This window comes from Streptomyces sp. NPDC046261, from assembly GCF_040646235.1.
Lineage (GTDB): Bacteria > Actinomycetota > Actinomycetes > Streptomycetales > Streptomycetaceae > Streptomyces.
In genome coordinates this window covers 750,774-769,413 of sequence record NZ_JBEYZU010000001.1, presented here as the reverse complement: position 1 = coordinate 769,413, position 18,640 = coordinate 750,774, and the positions used below count along the sequence as shown (strand labels likewise).

The 18,640-nt window shown below is 71.1% G+C and carries 15 protein-coding genes; 7 read left to right on the top strand and 8 right to left on the bottom strand.

Translation table 11 applies throughout. From position 1 onward, the window contains the following. The first annotated feature begins 7 nt into the window (after window positions 1-7). From ABZ956_RS03520 to ABZ956_RS03495, 6 genes are all read left to right on the top strand, one after another. The gene (locus ABZ956_RS03520; RefSeq protein WP_360916545.1) at window positions 8-415 is read left to right on the top strand and encodes a DUF742 domain-containing protein; all 408 of its coding nucleotides are present in this window, start codon (window positions 8-10) and stop codon (window positions 413-415) included. Further along, window positions 396-977, top strand: coding sequence for an ATP/GTP-binding protein (locus tag ABZ956_RS03515; protein ID WP_360916548.1), 582 nt, complete (start codon window positions 396-398; stop codon window positions 975-977). The genes ABZ956_RS03520 and ABZ956_RS03515 overlap by 20 nt, the downstream gene beginning before the upstream one ends. Window positions 978-1,303: 326 nt before the next feature. Next, window positions 1,304-4,381 carry a nitrate- and nitrite sensing domain-containing protein gene (locus ABZ956_RS03510; protein ID WP_361886221.1) on the top strand — a complete coding sequence of 1,026 codons (3,078 nt, stop codon included), beginning with the start codon at window positions 1,304-1,306 and terminating at the stop codon, window positions 4,379-4,381. A 10-nt stretch (window positions 4,382-4,391) separates the two neighbouring features. Beyond that, window positions 4,392-4,805, top strand: a complete 414-nt coding sequence (locus ABZ956_RS03505; protein WP_078848005.1) for a roadblock/LC7 domain-containing protein — start codon at window positions 4,392-4,394, stop codon at window positions 4,803-4,805. 84 nt (window positions 4,806-4,889) lie between these two features. Continuing rightward, window positions 4,890-5,423, top strand: coding sequence for a DUF742 domain-containing protein (locus ABZ956_RS03500; protein WP_361886218.1), 534 nt, complete (start codon window positions 4,890-4,892; stop codon window positions 5,421-5,423). Then, on the top strand, window positions 5,404-5,985 hold the full coding sequence (locus ABZ956_RS03495) for an ATP/GTP-binding protein (RefSeq protein ID WP_099201035.1): 582 nt from the start codon (window positions 5,404-5,406) through the stop codon (window positions 5,983-5,985). The genes ABZ956_RS03500 and ABZ956_RS03495 overlap by 20 nt, the downstream gene beginning before the upstream one ends. 76 nt (window positions 5,986-6,061) lie before the next feature. Here ABZ956_RS03495 and ABZ956_RS03490 read toward each other — a convergent pair whose 3' ends face one another. From ABZ956_RS03490 to ABZ956_RS03475, 4 genes are all read right to left on the bottom strand, one after another. Continuing rightward, window positions 6,062-6,262, bottom strand: coding sequence for an acyl-CoA carboxylase subunit epsilon (locus ABZ956_RS03490; RefSeq protein WP_361886215.1), 201 nt, complete (start codon window positions 6,260-6,262; stop codon window positions 6,062-6,064). Between the two features lie 35 nt (window positions 6,263-6,297). Further along, window positions 6,298-7,881 carry an acyl-CoA carboxylase subunit beta gene (locus ABZ956_RS03485; protein ID WP_361886212.1) on the bottom strand — a complete coding sequence of 528 codons (1,584 nt, stop codon included), beginning with the start codon at window positions 7,879-7,881 and terminating at the stop codon, window positions 6,298-6,300. 217 nt (window positions 7,882-8,098) lie between these two features. Then, the gene (locus tag ABZ956_RS03480) at window positions 8,099-10,474 is read right to left on the bottom strand and encodes a polysaccharide lyase 8 family protein (protein WP_361886209.1); all 2,376 of its coding nucleotides are present in this window, start codon (window positions 10,472-10,474) and stop codon (window positions 8,099-8,101) included. Window positions 10,475-10,567: 93 nt separating this feature from the next. Beyond that, window positions 10,568-12,052 carry an FAD-dependent monooxygenase gene (locus ABZ956_RS03475; protein ID WP_361886207.1) on the bottom strand — a complete coding sequence of 495 codons (1,485 nt, stop codon included), beginning with the start codon at window positions 12,050-12,052 and terminating at the stop codon, window positions 10,568-10,570. 106 nt (window positions 12,053-12,158) lie between these two features. Between ABZ956_RS03475 and ABZ956_RS03470 the strand changes: the two genes are divergently transcribed. Continuing rightward, complete coding sequence (locus ABZ956_RS03470; RefSeq protein WP_361886204.1) at window positions 12,159-12,806, top strand: TetR family transcriptional regulator; 648 nt, start codon at window positions 12,159-12,161, stop codon at window positions 12,804-12,806. A gap of 1 nt (window position 12,807) precedes the next feature. On the opposite strand, the gene cimA is transcribed toward ABZ956_RS03470, so the two are convergent. The 4 genes from cimA to ABZ956_RS03450 form a co-directional block, all read right to left on the bottom strand. Then, the gene (gene cimA, locus ABZ956_RS03465) at window positions 12,808-14,427 is read right to left on the bottom strand and encodes a citramalate synthase (protein WP_361886201.1); all 1,620 of its coding nucleotides are present in this window, start codon (window positions 14,425-14,427) and stop codon (window positions 12,808-12,810) included. A gap of 282 nt (window positions 14,428-14,709) precedes the next feature. After that, complete coding sequence (locus ABZ956_RS03460) at window positions 14,710-15,990, bottom strand: MFS transporter (RefSeq protein WP_361886696.1); 1,281 nt, start codon at window positions 15,988-15,990, stop codon at window positions 14,710-14,712. Between the two features lie 192 nt (window positions 15,991-16,182). Beyond that, entirely contained in the window at window positions 16,183-17,268 is a 1,086-nt protein-coding gene (locus tag ABZ956_RS03455) for a branched-chain amino acid aminotransferase (RefSeq protein WP_361886199.1), read from the bottom strand. A 192-nt stretch (window positions 17,269-17,460) separates the two neighbouring features. Then, window positions 17,461-18,516 (bottom strand): 3-isopropylmalate dehydrogenase, encoded by a 1,056-nt coding sequence (locus ABZ956_RS03450; protein ID WP_361886196.1) that lies wholly within the window; start codon window positions 18,514-18,516, stop codon window positions 17,461-17,463. Between the last annotated feature and the right edge of the window lie 124 nt (window positions 18,517-18,640).

Sequence of the window (18,640 nt, the reverse complement as noted above, 5' to 3'; positions counted from 1 at the left end):
AGGATTCATGACCCCGCCCGCCTCGCCCGGCCCGTACGGCGCACACCATGCGTCGTACGGGGAAGAAGGCGCCGACCAGCCGCTGGTCCGCCCCTACGCCATGACGGGGGGCCGCACCCGGCCGCGCTACCAGCTCGCCATCGAGGCGCTGGTCAGCTCCACGGCCGACCCGGCCCACCTCGGGGGCCTGCTCCCCGAGCACCAGCGGATCTGCCACCTGTGCCGGGAGGTCAAGTCGGTCGCGGAGGTCTCCGCGCTCCTGAACATGCCTCTGGGCGTGGCCCGGATCCTGGTCGCCGACCTGGCGGAGGCCGGCATGGTGGCGATCCACCAGCCGGGTGGCAGCGGCGAGGCCGGCGGTACGCCGGATGTGACACTGCTCGAAAGGGTGCTCAGTGGACTTCGGAAGCTCTAGCGGGGGCGTCGGCCGTTCCACCACGTCCGCGAAGATCGTGGTGGCGGGCGGCTTCGGCGTCGGCAAGACCACATTTGTGGGCGCGGTCTCGGAGATCAGTCCGCTGCGCACCGAGGCGGTCATGACGTCCGCCTCGGCCGGCATCGACGATCTGAGCCACGTTCAGGACAAGACCACGACGACCGTGGCGATGGATTTCGGCCGCATCACGCTCGATGACGACCTGATCCTGTACCTGTTCGGCACCCCCGGACAGGACCGCTTCTGGTTCATGTGGGACGACCTGGTGCGCGGTGCCATCGGCGCCGTGGTCCTGGTCGACACCCGGCGGCTGGCCGACTGCTTCCCGGCCGTGGACTACTTCGAGAACAGTGGTCTGCCCTTCGTCATCGCCCTCAACGGCTTCGACGGGCACCAGCCGTACAGCCCCGAGGAGGTCCGTGAGGCCCTCCAGATCGGCCCCGACGCGCCGATCATCACGACCGACGCGCGCCACCGCAACGAAGCGAAGAGCGCGCTCATCACGCTCGTCGAACACGCCCTCATGGCGCGGCTGAAATAGTGTTGTTCGACCGAAAGTTGTGACGGTGTGTAAGTTGTGGCATTGACCACGACGCCCTTCAAAGTTCATAACATTTCGACAGAGAATTGGCCGGACGCGACCACTGGGCGCGTCCGGCCGACTTCGCTCTGCGCACATACGGCCCGCCATTTGACGCGGCTCGGCCTTAATGCCCGTTTTATGTCGGGCAAATCGCGGCCTTCACGGGCTCTGTCCGTTGTTTGGAATGCACCTGTCCGACGTGCTGGAATTCCCGGACTGAGCAGTCACGGCTCAGCAGATAAACGGCACAGCACAGGTGCCGACGCCGAGAGGTTGTTGGTCGAGTGAGGCGAAGAAAGACGGGCGCCGCGCAGCAGGCGCGGGACGAGCGGGGTGCCTTCACCCCGCCGTCGCGCACAGCGGTGCCGCCTTCCGATATGCCCGAACCCCCCGCCACCCCCGAAGGCAGCGGCGGCAGATTCTCGCCCCGCAACTGGCGTGTGCCGGTCCGGCTGAACGCGATTCTGCTGATCCCGGTGATCATCGCCCTGGTCTTCGGTGGCCTCAAGGTCAAGGTCTCGGCGGACGACTGGCTCGAGGCCCGGGACGCGGCGAACACCGCACGCGTCGTCCAGGCCGCGGCCACCTACGCCCACGCCGTCATCGACGAGCGTGACCTGACCGCGAAGCCGCTGCTCGAGGGCAACACCGACGACCCGGTCATCAAGAAGACCCGGGCCGCCACGGACATCGCCCGGGCGACGTTCGACAAGCGCGTCAAGAGCATGCCGGACACCCCGAGCCTGCAGCGCCGCCTCAAGGCGGTCCGGGCCGCCGAGCCGATGCTGCCCGCGCTGCGCAAGGGTGCCTACACCAGCGCGTTCGAGGGTGCGAAGACCGAGGACGGCTACGGCGCCATCCAGCGCCCGCTCATGGCCTTCACCAACGAGCTGGGCCTGGGCACCGGCAACGTCACCTCCTACGGCCGCGCCGTCTACGCGATCTCGCTCGCCAAGGCGGCCGAGTCGCTGCAGCGCTCGATCGGCACCCACCTGCTGATCAAGCCGGGCACGGCCGCGGACCGTCAGGCACTGCTGACGTCCTTCTCCTCCTACAACTTCCTCGAGTACGTCGCCCTCAGCGAGTTCGAGTCCGGCGGTACGGACGAGGACATCAAGCGCCTGAAGAGGGCCCTGGCCACCGAGGCGCAGGTGGAGGAGCAGAACAAGATGGCCCTGGCCATCATGTCCGGCGCCACCGCCGCGCAGCTGAAGACCAAGGGCGTCACCGCCGACGCCTGGCAGACCACCGCGTCGGGGAAGTTCAGCGCGTACCGCACGATCGAGGAGCACCTCGCCGACCACGCCGTGGAAGAGGCCGAGACCATCTCCTCGGACTCCGCGCGGGACGCGATCGTCAACTCCTCGATCATGATCGTCGCGCTGCTGATCGCCTTCCTCGTGGCGGGCCGTATCGCCCGCTCGATGAGCCGCAACATGCTCCGGCTGCGCGGCGCGGCCTTCGACATCGCCGAGCAGCGCCTGCCGGCGCTGGTCGACCAGCTCTCGCGCACCGACCCGGGCCGGGTGGACACCCGCGTCCAGCCGATCCCGATCACGACCAAGGACGAGATCGGCGAGGTCGCCCGCGCCTTCGACCAGGTCCACCGCGAGGCCGTGCGGCTCGCCGCCGAGCAGGCGGGTCTGCGGGGCAACGTCAACGCGATCTTCACCAACCTCTCGCGCCGCAACCAGGCACTGATCGAGGGCCAGCTGACCCTCATCACCGACCTGGAGAACAACGAGGCGGACCCGGACCAGCTGGAGAACCTCTTCCGCCTGGACCACCTGGCCACCCGTATGCGCCGCAACGGCGAGAACCTCCTCATCCTCGCGGGCGAGGAGCCCGGCCGCCACTGGGATCAGCCGATCCCGCTGGTGGACGTGTTGCGGGCCGCCACCTCCGAGGTGGAGGCGTACGAGCGCATCGAGCTGGCCGGCGTCCCGGAGGCCGAGATCCACGGCCTGGCCGTGACCGACCTCGTGCACCTGCTGGCCGAGCTGCTGGAGAACGCCACCACGTTCTCCTCCCCGCACACCAAGGTCCGCGTCACCGCGACCCGGCTGCCCGACGGCCGGGTGATGGTCGAGATCCACGACAAGGGCATCGGCCTGACCGCCGAGGACTTCGCGGACATCAACCACAAGCTCGCCAACCCGCCGACGGTGGACGTCTCGATCGCCCAGCGCATGGGTCTGTTCGTGGTCGGCCGCCTGGCGGCACGGCACGGCATCCGCGTCCAGCTGCGCCCCTCGGGCGAGCAGGCCGGCACCACCTCCCTGGTGATGCTGCCGGACGCGATCACGCACGGCGGTGGCGGCGACGACCTCGCCGAGGACGACTTCACGGTCTCCCGCATGGTGCCCGACCAGCAGCAGCCGGTCACGGGGCAGCGTCCGCGCACCGCCGCGGAGCTGGGCTTCGACGACTCCCGTTACGAGCCGCGGCAGGAGCCCGCCGCCGCGCTGGACCCGGTCGGCCGCTCCCTGATGCGCAAGGAACGGCGTGCCGCGCTGGAGGCCCAGACCTCCGACCAGCGCCCGCTCTTCCGCGACGAGGTCCCCCAGCAGCAGTTCGAGCAGCCGCACGCCCTGCCGCAGGAGCACATACCCCCGCAGCAGCAGACCGGTGTCGGCCAGGCGGCCGATCCGCAGCAGCAGTACCCGGAGGCCGGCTACCCGGAATCCGGCTACGCGGACCGGGGTGTTGACGCCCGCGAGCCCTACGGCGACTTCAACGCCCCCGCCTACCAAGGGGAGTGGAGCGAGCCAGGTCCCTACCAGCATGGGTACGGGCAGGGTTACGGAGCGGAATCGGAATCCCAGCCGTCCGCTGACACGGCCCAGCCGGAGCGCGTAGAGTTCGACCGTCCGGGCCCCGCCTCGAGCGGCTCCCCCTCGCTGACCGGGTCCGGTCTGCCGCGCCGCGACAAGCGGTGGCAGCAAGCCGATACGGGCGAGGAGGCCACGAGGGACGGCAGCGCGGAACCGGAGCAGTCCCGGCAGGCGGACGCACAGCCTCGGGAGGGCGACAACTCCGACTGGCGGTCGGCGAACGACGAGCTGTGGCAGCGTGCCGGTCAGCTCAAGGAGCCGAAGGCCGGCGGCGTCACTCCCTCCGGTCTCCCCCGCCGGGTCCCCAAGGCCAATCTGGTCGAGGGCAAGGCGGCGACGGCCGCACAGGACGGCCCCCAGATCTCCCGCGCCCCGGAAGACGTCCGCGGCAGGTTGGCTAACCTGCGTCGCGGCATCCAGCAGGGGCGCAACGCGGGAACGGACACAGGCGAGTTCCCCGCGCATGAGCAGCATCAGCAACACGACCAGGGCTTCGGCCCCGGCGGCACCTACGATCAGGAGCGTTAGTGTGAGCCCGATGAGCCAGGCGGCGCAGAACCTGAACTGGTTGATCACCAGTTTCGTGGACAACACCCCAGGGGTGTCCCACACCGTCGTGGTCTCCGCCGACGGACTCCTTCTGGCGATGTCCGAAGGGTTTCCGCGGGACCGCGCCGACCAGCTGGCGGCGGTAGCCTCCGGCCTGACCTCGCTGACCGCGGGTGCCTCGCGCATCTTCGAGGGCGGCGCGGTCAACCAGACCGTGGTGGAGATGGAGCGCGGTTTCCTCTTCATCATGTCCGTCTCCGACGGATCCTCCCTGGCCGTGCTGGCGCACCCCGAGTGCGACATCGGCCTCGTGGGCTACGAGATGGCCCTGCTGGTCGACCGCGCGGGCAATGTGCTGACGCCCGAGCTGCGGTCCGAACTGCAGGGGAGCCTTCTCAACTAACAAAGAGGCAGTGCGTTTCGCGCCACCGCGCCATAAGGTGCGGTGGCGCGACCAGCAGCAGACAGGCAAGTCGGAGGAGGAGACGTGGCAACGCCCCCAGGCGGTTACCCGTATGGCAATGACCAGCAGGCTCAACCCCCGTTGAACCGCTACAACTTCCCCTCCACGCCAAGCCACCACCAGGCCATGCCGGAACAGCAGCGCCCCGCGCAGGTACCGGCCCAGCCTCAGCAGCACCGGCGCACACCGTCGTCCCCCGCGGGCGGCGGCGCCAAGCACAACCCGCTGGTCCGTCCCTATGCGATGACCGGCGGCCGGACCAGGCCGCGTTACCAGCTCGCCATCGAGGCACTGGTGCACACCACGGCCCAGCCCGCCCAGCTCCAAGGGCAGTTGCCTGAACATCAGCGCATCTGCCATCTGTGCCGTGAGATCAAGTCGGTCGCCGAGATCTCGGCACTGCTTTCCATTCCGCTCGGCGTCGCCCGAATCCTCGTCGCCGATCTGGCGGAGGCCGGACTCGTCGCCATTCATCAGCCCGGCGGCGATGCGTCCGCCGGCGGCCAGCCTGACGTGACACTGCTCGAAAGGGTGCTCAGTGGACTTCGGAACCTCTAGCGGCGAGGCAGCCCGCTCCACCACCTCCGCGAAGATCGTAGTGGCGGGTGGCTTCGGCGTGGGCAAGACCACGTTCGTCGGCGCGGTCTCGGAGATCAACCCGCTGCGCACCGAAGCCGTCATGACCTCCGCCTCGGCGGGCATCGACGACCTCACCCACGCGCCGGACAAGACCACGACGACCGTGGCCATGGACTTCGGCCGTATCACCTTGGACCAGGACCTGATCCTGTACCTGTTCGGTACCCCCGGACAGGACCGCTTCTGGTTCATGTGGGACGACCTGGTGCGCGGTGCCATCGGCGCCGTCGTCCTCGTCGACACCCGCCGCCTCGCGGACTGCTTCCCGGCGGTCGACTACTTCGAGAACAGCGGCCTGCCCTTCGTCATCGCCCTCAACGGCTTCGACGGACACCAGCCGTACACGCCGGAGGAGGTCCGTGAGGCCCTCCAGATCGGCCCCGACGCGCCGATCATCACGACCGACGCGCGCCACCGCAACGAAGCGAAGAGCGCCCTCATCACGCTCGTGGAGCACGCCCTCATGGCGCGCCTGCGCTAGCTCGGATGCGAAAAGGTCCCCGCACTCCTCGGGAGTGCGGGGACCTTTTCGCTGTCCGCTGCGTGCCGGGGGCGTCTCAGCCCTGCCAGCTGTGCGGCGCTCTGAAGCCGGAGCTGCGCTCCAGGCGGCGCCAGACGGCGGTGGTGCGGCGCGGGCGCGGGGCCCGGGCGGCGTACTGGTTCCCGGCGGCGGCGCGGGCGAGGAGGACGGCGGTCACGGCGGCCAGTTCCTCGGCGTCCGCGGTGCCCTTCTCGACGCGTACGAGCGTGTCGTTCATGCGAGGTCTCCGATTGCTGAAGTACGGGACGTGCGTTACTGGGGCGGGTTGCCGTGCTTGCGCGAGGGCAGGTCCGCGTGCTTGGACGCGAGCATGGCCAGCGAGCGGATGAGCACCGACCGGGTCTCGGCCGGGTCGATCACGTCGTCGACCAGCCCGCGCTCGGCGGCGTAGTAGGGGTGCATCAGCTCGGCCTTGTACTCCTTGACCATGCGGGAGCGCATGGCCTCGGGGTCGTCCGCCTCGGCGATCTGCTTGCGGAAGATCACGTTGGCCGCGCCCTCCGCGCCCATGACCGCGATCTCGTTGGTGGGCCAGGCGTAGGTGAGGTCCGCGCCGATCGACTGCGAGTCCATCACGATGTACGCACCGCCGTAGGCCTTGCGAAGGATCACCGAGATCCGGGGCACCGTGGCGTTGCAGTAGGCGTACAGCAGCTTGGCGCCGTGCCGGATGATTCCACCGTGCTCCTGGTCGACGCCGGGGAGGAACCCGGGTACGTCCAGAAGAGTGATGATCGGGATGTTGAAGGCATCGCACATCTGGATGAACCGCGCGGCCTTCTCGGAGGCCTCGATGTCGAGGACGCCGGCGAGGGACTGCGGCTGGTTGGCGACGATGCCGACGACCTGGCCGTCCAGGCGGGCCAGGGAGCAGATGATGTTGGTGGCCCAGCGCTCGTGGACCTCGAGGTGGTCACCGTCGTCGACGAGCTCCTCGATGACCTTGCGCATGTCGTACGGGCGGTTGCCGTCGGCCGGCACCAGGTCCAGCAGGACCTCGCCGGTGCGGTCGGCGGGGTCCGCGGACTCGACGCGGGGCGGGTTCTCGCGGTTGTTCTGCGGCAGCAGGGACAGGAGGTAGCGGACCTCCTCCAGGCAGGTCTCCTCGTCGTCGTAGGCGAAGTGGGCCACGCCGGAGGTCTCGGCGTGCACGTCGGCGCCGCCGAGGCCGTTCTGGGTGATCTCCTCGCCCGTCACCGCGCGCACCACGTCGGGGCCGGTGATGAACATCTGCGAGGTCTCGCGGACCATGAAGACGAAGTCCGTGAGGGCCGGGGAGTAGGCGGCCCCGCCGGCGCAGGGGCCGAGCATCACGCTGATCTGCGGGATGACGCCGGACGCCTTGGTGTTGCGCTGGAAGATGCCGCCGTATCCGGCGAGGGCGGAGACGCCCTCCTGGATGCGGGCGCCGGCGCCGTCGTTGAGGGAGACCAGCGGCGCACCCGCCGCGATGGCCTTGTCCATGATCTTGTGGATCTTGGTGGCGTGGGCCTCGCCCAGCGCGCCGCCGAAGATCCGGAAGTCGTGTGCGTAGACGAACACGGTCCGCCCGTGCACGGTCCCCCACCCGGTGATCACACCATCGGTGTACGGACGCTTGGCCTCCAGCCCGAAACCGGTGGCGCGGTGCCGCCGCAGCGGCTCCACCTCGGTGAAAGAGCCCTCGTCCAGCAGGAGATCAATGCGCTCGCGAGCGGTCAGCTTGCCCTTGGCCTTCTGTGCCTGGGTGGCCCGCTCGCTCGGGCCGCGCCGAACCTGCTCGCGGATGGCGTGCAGCTCGGCGACGCGCCCACGGACGTCATTCGCCTCTACGGGCGCACCTTCGAGATTGCTCATGGATAGACGGTACGCGGCGGGAGCGCCGGAACATCATGTCGGTTCCACACAACGTAGTGCGCGATTTCGTGGGCAGGCGGAACAGAACTGCACAGCACCCTTATCAGTTGTCCGCGTTCGAGCGGGCGTCCCACGCTGTGAGTACCCCACAAATATGGACGGGCCAAGACGTCATATATATGGCTTGACCAGGTACCGCCGTTCGGGGGTGTCCGGCTCAGCGCACCTCGACGCGGCAGCCGTGCGACGCGCACGCCGTCCCCGGCGTGATCCGCAAGCGTAGCGCGGCCCCGGTGGCCAGCACGCGCACGGAGGCGTCGTGGGCGGTGACGCGGCGCACCGGGTGTGCCCAGGTGAGGTCGACGGGCTCGCCGGTGCGCAAGGGGGCGGCGAGGTGGAGGGTGGCGGTGCGTTCTCGGTGGCGCAGGAGTACGGAGGCGGGGGTGGTGACGGTGAGGGGGCCTACGGTGCCGGCCTGCCAGAAGTTGGCGGCGGTCAGGCCCAGGGAGGGGACGCGCACGGCCTGGCGGTCGCGGGTGTTGGCCAGGACGGTGAGCCAGCGGGGGTCGGCGGCGCGGGCGGCGAGGGTGCGGGGTGTGGCGCCGGGCATGAGGAGGTAGGCGTACGCGGCGTCCTCGGGGTCGGTGCCGTGGGAATGCCACAGGGTGAGGTAGCGGCGGGTGAGCGGGGTGGGCGAGCCGCCGGCGTTGATGTCCCGCCAGGAGCCGGTGCGGGCCGTGCGCAGCGCCTCCAGCGGGGCGCCGCCGGGGAAGACGTAGCCGCCGTGCCCGGCCAGGTGGGCCCAGTGCGCGCGGGCGAAGGAGCGCGACCAGCCGTCCCGGGCGGGCTGGAGCTCGCCGTCCACGGTGAGGGCGGCCGTGCCGTCGGCGCCGAGCCGGCGGTTGTCGACGATCGTTTCGACGCCGTGCCCGTCCCGGGCGCCGATCCCGGCGCCGAGGCAGACGAGGGCGTCCGCGGCGCAGAACCAGGATTTGCGGGCCTCCAGGGTGGAGCCGAGCCCCTTGAGGTGCTGGCCGACGGCCGCGTACTGCCCGTCGGTGACGCCGCCGACCCAGCGGACGGCGGGCCGGGGGGCACCCCAGCCGCCGCCCTCGTTGTCGGCGAGCGGGCGGGTGCTGACGGTGGTGCCGGGCAGCCGGCAGGGGTCGACGGTGGGCCAGAAGGCGTCCGTGTACTGGCCGCCGCCGTCCGGGCCGGCCCACCACAGGACCATCCCGGCGCCGGTGTGCCAGCCGCGCGGGTTCTCGCCGTTGCCGTTCTCGTAGTGGGTGATGCGGTCGGAGGCCATGGCGATGTTCGCGGTCCAGCCGGGGCGCCGGTGGACGGCCCGGTCCATGGCGGGGAAGAGCCGGTGGCCGACGGGCTCGGGCGCGGCGGGCAGGGGGCGTTCGTCGACGGCGGCGAGCCGGGCGAGGTCGGCGACCGGGAAGCGGGGGTCGGTACGTACGGGAAGGGTGGTGTCCCGGGCGATCCAGCCCTTGATCATCCGGTGCCAGCGGTCCCGTTCCGCCGGCCGCGCGCCCTCGGCGAGCAGGGCGATGGCGGCGATGAGGGCGTGGCCGCGCTGGTGGTCGCTCTGGGGCAGCCCGCGCGGGTCGGCGCTCTGCAGGCCCCGGCTGATGGCGCGGCCCGAGACGCTGTCCATCACCAGGCCGTCGTGGATCAGCGGTGCGTACGCCCGCTCGACGCTGTCGTGGATGATCTGCCGGGCGGGGTCGGTGACCTCCCAGGGGGATCCACGCAGCAGCGCGAACAGCCGCCCGAGGCCGTCGAGCAGGACATAGCCGTACGTCCCGGAGTAGGCGACCCAGGTGTGCTGGATGAAGGAGCCGTCCGCGTGGAGGCCGTCGCCCCGGGTGACGTAGGGGAAGACCGGCGAGAGGGCGTCGCGGGCCAGGGCGATCTTCGCGGGGGCGGCGCCGAGGACGCCGCGCAGGGCGACGACGCGGCACAGGTCCACGCGGTTGGCGCCGGTGCTGGTGCCGGTGTAGTCGCCGAGCATGGCGTCGGGGACGAAGTGGTCGACGGCGGCGAGGAAGCGGCGGCGCCGGGCCTCGCCCGCCTCGCCGTGGAGGAGGGCGAGGGTGTCCAGGAGCAGCCGGGGGCTGCCGATCTGCCACTCCCACCAGTTGCCGTACCGGGTGGTGCCGGGGTGGTAGACGCGCGCGTCGAGGTGGTCGAGCCCGGCGAGGACGTCGGCGGCGAGGCCGGTGTCGCCGGTGAGGCCGGTGCCCGGCTGGGCGTGGGCCTGGGCCATGGTGTGCAGCCGGGCATAGCTCTGCGTGATGCCGGCGGGCGGGTCGAAGGGCGCGTCGGGCCAGAGCGAGCCGGGGGCGGGGCGCATGCTCGCCCGGTGGGCGCGGGCGAGCTCGCCGGTGCGGCGCAGGGCGGAGGCGTAGGGCTCGGCGGTGGGGTCGAATCCGGTGCCGAGGGTGAGGGCGCGCCAGCGTCTTCGGAGGGCGGCGAAGTCGTCGTCGCCGGGGGCGGCGAGGCCGAGGGCTCCTATGGAGCCTGCGGCGGTGAGGAAGGTGCGGCGGGTCCAGTCGGGGGCCACGGCGGTTTCTTCCCCCACCCCGCCCCTCCCCGAAACCGGGGCTCCGCCCCGGACCCCGGTCCTCAACCTCCCCCAGCTACCGCTGGGAGGTGCCCCCAGACGGGCTGAAAATCAGAGCCGTCGCAGGTTGTCCACGACCTCGGCCACCCCCTCCGCGGCCGTGGTCAGCGCTATGTGGTTGTCGGGCCGCACCAGCACCAGAGCGTCCCCATCCACCCCGTACGCCCGGCCCGCATGCCCCTCGTCATCGGCGAGGCGGAACGTCCGGACCCGGTCGCCGTAGACGGCCCCGGCCTCGGCCAGGGCCGCCGCGGCGGCTGTTCCGAAGCCCAGCAGGGTGAAGTGCGGCCCGGCGAAGACCTCGAAGAGGCGGGTGGGGCGGCCTGTCGCGGCGTCGCGGCACGGGGCGTCGGGGGCGCGGTGGCCCGCCGTCGGGCCGCCCCAGGCCAGGCTGCTCCCGGGGTAGCCGACGCCGAGGGTGGTGATGTCGTCGGTGATGACCGCCTCGGTGCCGACGCCCGGTGCGCGCACGCCCTCGCGGACCGCCCGCATCCGCTCGTCGGTGAGGTTCAGCGTCCAGGCGGCGACGGCCTGCCGTTCCTCCTCGTAGGTGTCCAGCAGGTCCGGGCCGGCCAGGCCGCGCAGCACGAAGGCCAGCTTCCAGCCCAGGTTGAAGGCGTCCTGGATGCCGGTGTTCATGCCCAGTCCGCCGGCGATGGAGTGCACGTGCGCCGCGTCCCCGGCGAGGAAGACGCGGCCCACCCGGAACCGGTCGGCCATGCGGACGTTGACGCGGAAGGTGGAGAACCAGGTGGGATCGGTCAGCTTCACCCCGGCCAGGCGGGCGTGCCGGTCGAACATCCGCTGGAAGGACTCGAGCGACGGCGGCACGATCCGCCCGTCGACCGCCTGCTCGGGCGCCGCCTGGAGCTGCCAGTGGCCGCCGTCCCGGAAGGGGCAGAGCATGATGCCGCCGTCCACGTCGAACCACTGGTGCCAGTAGGCGGGATCGAGGCCGTCGGCGCGTACGTCCCCGATCACCATGCACTCCTCGGCCTCCGTCGTGCCCTCGAAGCCGACGCCGAGCGCCTTGCGGACGGGGCTGCGGCCGCCGTCGCAGCCGGCGAGGTAGGCGGCCCGGATGCGGCGGCCGTCGGTGAGCGTGGCCGTCACCCCGTCCTCGTCCTGGACGAACCCGGCGAGTTCACTGACGAGTTCGACCTCGACCCCGTAGGTGGCGAGCTTGTCGCGCAGGATCTCCTCGGTGCGCCACTGCGGGATGATCAGGCCGCTCGCGTACGGGGCGTCGGGGGTGGGGACGCGGTCGCCGAAGGTGACGTCGTCGGCGATGGCGACGCCGCCGCGGTACTTGCGCAGGGTGATGTGCTCGATGCCCGAGGCCGTGGCCGCCTCCCCCACCCCGAGGTCCTCGAAGAGCTCGCGGCTGCGCTGGTTGAGGCCCTTGCCGCGCGATTCCCGGTGGAACCGCGGGGACTTGTCGATGATTCGTACGGGCACGCCGGCGCGGGCGAGCGAGCAGGCGAGGGTGAGCCCGGTCGGGCCGGCGCCCACGATCAGGACAGCGGTGGTGGTCATGCGTCTTCCTCCGTCGGTCGGTGTGCCCATGAAAGACCGGCCGGGAGAAAAACGCAACCGAGTAACAAAAGATTCCGGGTAAACCTTGGGCTGGTAGGGTGGGGGCGTGAACGAGGAGACGGAGACCACCGGGCTGCGCGAACGCAAGAAGCAGCGCACCCGCCAGGCGCTGTCCGACGCCGCCATCGCGCTCTTTCTGGAGCGCGGCTTCGACCAGGTGTCGGTCGCGGAGGTGGCGGCGGCGGCCGAGGTGTCCAAGCCGACGCTGTTCCGCTACTTCCCCGCCAAGGAGGACCTGGCCCTCCACCGGATCGCCGACCACCAGGGGGAAGCGGCCCGCGTCGTCCGCGGCCGGGCGGCCGGGCAGGCGCCGCTGGCCGCCCTGCGCGCGCACTTCCACGCCCGGCTCGACGCCCGCGACCCGATCACGGGCCTGTGCGACGTGCCGGCCGTGCTGGCCTTCCGGGACATGCTCTACTCGACGCCCAGCCTGCAGGCGCGGCTGGGCCGCTACGCCGACGAGGACGAACGGGCCCTGGCCGAGGCACTGGCGGAGACGGACGGGACGAACGGGGTGACGGCGCGGCTGGCGGCCGCGCAGATCATCGCCGTCCACCACGTCCTGGCCCGCGACAACTGGCTGCGCCTGACGTCCGGCGGCTCCCTCACCGACGACGTCCTGCGCGCGGCCCACGCCGACGCCGGGCGGGCCTTCGACCTGCTCGGCGCCGGACTCTCGGCTCAGGGCCTGTGACTCACTCCTGCGGCTCGACGCCCGCGCGGCGCAGCCCGTAGGCGTAGGCGTCGTCCAGTGCCTGCCAGGACGCGGCGATGACGTTCTCCGCGACGCCGACGGTGGACCACTCGCCGTGCTCGTCGCTGGTGGAGACCAGCACCCGGGTGATGGAGCCGGTGCCCAGGCTGCCCTCCAGGATGCGGACCTTGTAGTCCGTCAGCTTCAGCGAGGCCAGCTGCGGATAGATGCGCTCCAGCGCGACGCGCAGCGCGCGGTCGAGGGCGTTGACGGGGCCGTTCCCCTCCGCGGTCGCCACGATGCGCTCGCCCTTGGCCCACAGCTTCACGGTCGCCTCGTTGGCGTGCGTGCCGTCGGGGCGGTCCTCGACGATCGCCCGCCAGGACTCGACGCGGTAGTAGCGGCGCGCCCGGCCCTCGACCTCCGCGCGGAGCAGCAGCTCGAACGAGGCATCGGCGGCCTCGTACGTATAGCCCGCCAGCTCGCGCTCCTTGACCCGCTCGACGACGCGGCCGATCAGCTCGCGGTCGCCGCCGAGGTCGATGCCGAGCTCCTTGCCCTTGAGCTCGACGGAGGCGCGGCCCGCCATGTCGGAGACGAGCATCCGCATGGTGTTGCCGACCCGTTCCGGGTCGATGTGCTGGTAGAGGTCCGGGTCGACCTTGATCGCGGAGGCGTGCAGCCCGGCCTTGTGGGCGAAGGCGGAGAGCCCGACGTACGGCTGGTGGGTGGCGGGGGTGAGGTTGACGACCTCGGCGATGGCGTGCGAGATGCGGGTCATCTCCGCCAGCTTGCCGGCCGGCAGCACCCGGCGGTCGTACTTGATCTCCAGGGCGGCCACGACCGGGAAGAGGTTGGAGTTGCCCACCCGCTCGCCGTAGCCGTTGGCGGTGCACTGTACGTGCGTGGCGCCCGCGTCCACGGCCGCCAGGGTGTTGGCGACGGCGCAGCCGGTGTCGTCCTGGGCGTGGATGCCCAGGCGGGCGCCGGTGTCGGCGAGCACGGTCCGCACCACGGCCTCGACCTGGGCGGGGAGCATGCCGCCGTTGGTGTCGCACAGGACGACGACGTCGGCGCCGGCCTCGTGGGCGGTGCGCACGACCTGGGTGGCGTAGCCGGGATTGGCGCGGTAGCCGTCGAAGAAGTGCTCGCAGTCGACGAAGACGCGCCGGCCGCGGGAGCGCAGGTAGGAGACGGTGTCGTGGACCATGGCGAGGTTCTCGTCCAGCGTCGTGCGCAGGGCGAGCTCCACGTGGCGGTCGTGGGACTTGGCCACGAGCGTGACGACCGGGGCCCTGGAGTCGAGCAGCGCGGCGACCTGCGGGTCGTCCTCGGCGCGGACGCCGGCCTTGCGGGTGGCGCCGAACGCGACGAGCCGGGCGTGCCGGAAGTCGATCTCCTCGCGGGCGCGCTGGAAGAACTCGGTGTCCCGGGGGTTGGCGCCGGGCCAGCCGCCCTCGATGAAGCCGACGCCGAAGTCGTCCAGGTGCCGGGCGATGGTCAGCTTGTCCGCGACGGTGAGGCTGATGCCCTCGCGCTGGGCGCCGTCGCGCAGCGTGGTGTCGAAGACGTGGAAACTGTCGTCGAGGCCGCCGTCGGGGCCGTCTGTTGCGTCCGTCATTGCTGCTCTGACTCCTGTGAGGATGTCGGTCTACCGGAATGACCGGTTCCACCGTCCCCCTTAATGATCCCTCGCCCTGCGCCTCCGGCGTGGTGGGCCGGAAAACGCAAAAACCTCTCGCGGGTGCGAGAGGTCTGCGCGCGGGTCTGGGACGACGGTGTCCGCGTCGTACGGGTGGTACGAGGCGGTCACTGCGGACCGGCGCGCCTGTTGCCGATAATCGTGGCGAACGGGAGCATGCGGGCATGTTGGCACACGTCCGGTCCGTGCTGCGGTCGCGTCTCAGGATGCGGGCACGCCGTCCTTCGGTCCGGCGTGGTCGTCGAGCGCCGGGCGGGCTTCCTCGCCCACCCGCTTCAGGTCGATGTCGCGCGTCTCGCGCATCGTCAGGTAGACCACCAGCGACACGGCCGCACAGCCCGCCACGTACCAGTAGAACCCGGATTCGATGCCGCCCTTCTTGAACCACAGGGCGACGTACTCCGCCGTGCCGCCGAAGAGGGCGTTGGCGATCGCGTACGGCAGGGCCACGCCGAGGGACCGTACGCCGGTGGGGAACAGCTCCGCCTTCACGCACGCGTTGATGGAGGTGTAGCCGGTGATGACCACCAGCGCCAGCAGCGACAGCCCCAGGGCCGGCCAGAACGATCCCGCCTGCCGCAGCAGCGTCATGATCGGCACGGTCAGGAAGGTCGAGCCCACCGCGAAGGTGATCAGCAGCGGGCGGCGGCCTATGCGGTCCGAGAGCGCGCCGGCCAGCGGCTGCAGACAGGCGAAGACGATCAGCGCGCAGAAGCTGACGAGGGTCGCGGTCTGCTTGGGCAGGCCGGCGGTGTTGGAGAGGTACTTGGTCAGGTAGGTGGTGTACGTGTAGTAGGCGACCGTGCCGCCCATGGTGAGCGCGATCACCAGGAACGCCTCGCGCTTGTGCCGCAGCAGGGCCTTGATGGTGCCCCGCTCCTCCCGCGCGGTCCCGCTCTCCTCGTACGCCTCCGTCTCCAGCATGTTGCGCCGCAGGTAGAAGATGACGGCGGCGCCGAGCGCGCCCACGACGAAGGGGATGCGCCAGCCCCAGCTGTGCAGTTCGTCGCTGGTGAGCGTGCGCTGGAGGACGATCTGGAGGCCCAGGCCCAGGATCTGGCCCGCCGTCATCGACACGTACTGGAAGCTGGAGGCGAAGCCGCGCCGGCCCGGCGCCGATGCCTCGGTGAGGTAGGTCGCGCTGGCCGCGTACTCCCCGCCGACCGACAGGCCCTGCAGCAGGCGGGCGACGAGCAGGACGGCGACGCCGCCGTAGCCCGCGACCGCGTAGGTGGGGGCGACGGCGATCAGCACCGCGGACGCCGACATCAGCGTGACGGTCAGTGTGAGCGCGGCCTTGCGGCCCTTGCGGTCCCCGACCCGGCCCAGCAGCCAGCCGCCGACCGGTCGCATGAAGAAACCGACGGCGAAGATGCCGGCGGTGTTCATGAGCTTCGCGGTGTCATTGCCCTCGGGGAAGAAGGAGCCCGCGAAGTACGTGGCGAAGCTGGCGTAGACGAACCAGTCGAACCACTCGACCATGTTGCCGGCCGAGCCGACCCAGATCTTCTTCCAGTGCTGCCGCCCCTGGCCCGGCCCCCGGCCGTGTCCCTGTTCCATGGATGATCACGGTGGCGGAACGGCCGGTGCCGGACAAGGGTCCGGCCGGCAACGTTTGCGCGTACTTGCGTGCGTTGCGTTCACGGCGCAACGCACGCGTACGCCCGGGCGGCCTCAGCCCAGGGGGTGCATCCAGCCGTGGGTGTCGGCGGCGGCGCCGGTCTGGATGTCCAGCAGCGCCCGGCGCAGCTTCATGGTGACCTCGCCGGGCTGCCCGTCGGCCACGCTCCAGTCGGCGCGGGTGGACTTGACCGAGCCGACCGGGGTGATGACGGCGGCGGTGCCGCAGGCGAAGACCTCGGTGAGGGTGCCGTCGGCGTTGCCGTTCTTCCAGTCGTCGACGGAGATGCGGCCCTCGGAGACCTCGTACCCAAGGTCGGCGGCGATCTGGAGCAGCGAGGCGCGGGTGATGCCCGGCAGCAGGGAGCCGGTGAGCTCCGGGGTGACGATCTTGTTCCCGTACACGAAGTACAGGTTCATGCCGCCCATTTCCTCGATCCAGCGGCGCTCGAGCGCGTCGAGCCAGACCACCTGGTCGCAGCCGTGGGCCGCGGCCTGCGCCTGGGCGACGAGGGAGGCGGCGTAGTTGCCGCCGGCCTTCGCCGCGCCCGTGCCACCCGGGCAGGCGCGCACGTACTCCTCGGAGAGCCAGACCGAGACCGGCTTGACCCCGCCGGGGAAGTAGGCGCCGGCGGGCGAGGCGATGATGACGAAGAGGTACTCGTTGGCGGGGCGGACGCCCAGCCCGACCTCGGTCGCGATCATGAACGGGCGCAGGTAGAGCGAGGCCTCGCCGGCGTCGGGCACCCACGCCTTGTCCTGCTTGACCAGGGCGTCGCACGCCTCGATGAAGGTCTCGACCGGCATTTCGGGCATGGCCATGCGGCGGGCGGATGCCTGGAAGCGCTTGGCGTTCTCCTCGGGGCGGAACGTGGCGACCGTGCCGTCCGGCTGACGGTACGCCTTGAGGCCCTCGAAGATCGTCTGGGCGTAGTGGAGGGTCATGTTCGCCGGGTCGATCGACAGCGGCGCGTACGGAACGAGCTGGGCGTCGTGCCAGCCGCGGCCCTCGGTCCACTTGATCGTCACCATGTGGTCGGTGAAGTGGCGGCCGAAGCCGGGGCTGGCCAGGATCCGCTCGCGCTCCGCGTCGGAGAGCGGGTGCGAGGAAGGCTTGAGCTCGATCGTGGGCGTCGTCATGAATGCGTGTCCTTCACCTTGGTGTGTGGCGGACCGCGCTCACTGTCGTCCCGAGGGGATCGGGACGTCCGAGCTTCGCCTCATATCGCGGCCCCACGTTCGATTATCGCTCGTAGGGGGCCCGACGGAAAACGTGCGCGCGGCCGGTAATCGATGGTGGCATCCGACCGCGCGGTGGCACAGCGGTCGGTGTCAGGGGGCTACCGAAGCGGCGAGTGCCCGCGATACCAGGGCGTCGCCGACCTGGTCCGTGGTACGGGCCGTGCCGTCGCGGGCCGTCATGTCCTCGGCGACGCCACACTCGACGCGCACCGCCTCCGCCTCGAAGCCGAGGTGGCGCAGCAGGAGCGCGACGGAGAGGACCGTGGCCGTGGGGTCGGCCTTTCCGGTGCCGGCGATGTCGGGCGCGGAGCCGTGGACGGGCTCGAACATCGAGGGGAAGGTACGGCCGGGGTTGATGTTTCCGGACGCGGCGAGGCCGATGCCTCCGGTGACGGCGGCGGCGAGGTCGGTGAGGATGTCGCCGAAGAGGTTGTCGGTGACGATCACGTCGAAGCGGCCGGGGTCGGTGACGAAGAAGATCGTCGCGGCGTCGACGTGCAGATAGTCGGTGGTGACCTCGGGGTATTCCTGGCCGACGCGGTCGAAGATGTTCTTCCACAGGTGGCCGGCGTGGACGAGGACGTTGTTCTTGTGGACCAGGGTCAGCTTCCTGCGCGGGCGGGCCTGGGCGCGCTCGTAGGCGTCGCGGACCACGCGCTCCACGCCGTAGGCGGTGTTGACGCTGACCTCGGTGGCGACCTCGGCGGGGGTGCCGGTGCGCAGCGAGCCGCCGTTGCCGACGTAGGGACCCTCGGTGCCCTCGCGGACGACGACGAAGTCGATGTCGGGGCGCCCGGCCAGCGGGCTCGTCGCGGAGGGGAACAGCTTCGAGGGGCGCAGATTGACGTAGTGGTCGAAGGCGAAGCGCAGCTTCAGCAGCAGCCCGCGCTCGAGCACGCCGGAGGGCACGGAGGGGTCGCCGACGGCGCCGAGCAGGATCGCGTCGTGCCGCGCGAGGGAGGCGAGCTCGTCGTCCGGCAGGGTTTCGCCGGTGGCGTGCCAGCGGCGGGCACCGAGGTCGTACTCCCGGGTCTCGAGCTTGACGTCCGAAGGGAGCACGGCCGTGAGGACCTTCAGGCCCTGGGCCACGACTTCGGGGCCGATTCCGTCACCGGGGATCACTGCGAGGCTGATGCTGCGAGACATACCGGGACCGTACTCGCCCGTCCCGCCTTGTGACACGCGCCGTCCACGATATGGACACAATGCCAGCCGGACAGGCCACATTCACGGGAAGTACGTGTCCGGGCCGCCGCCCCCTGGGACCTTC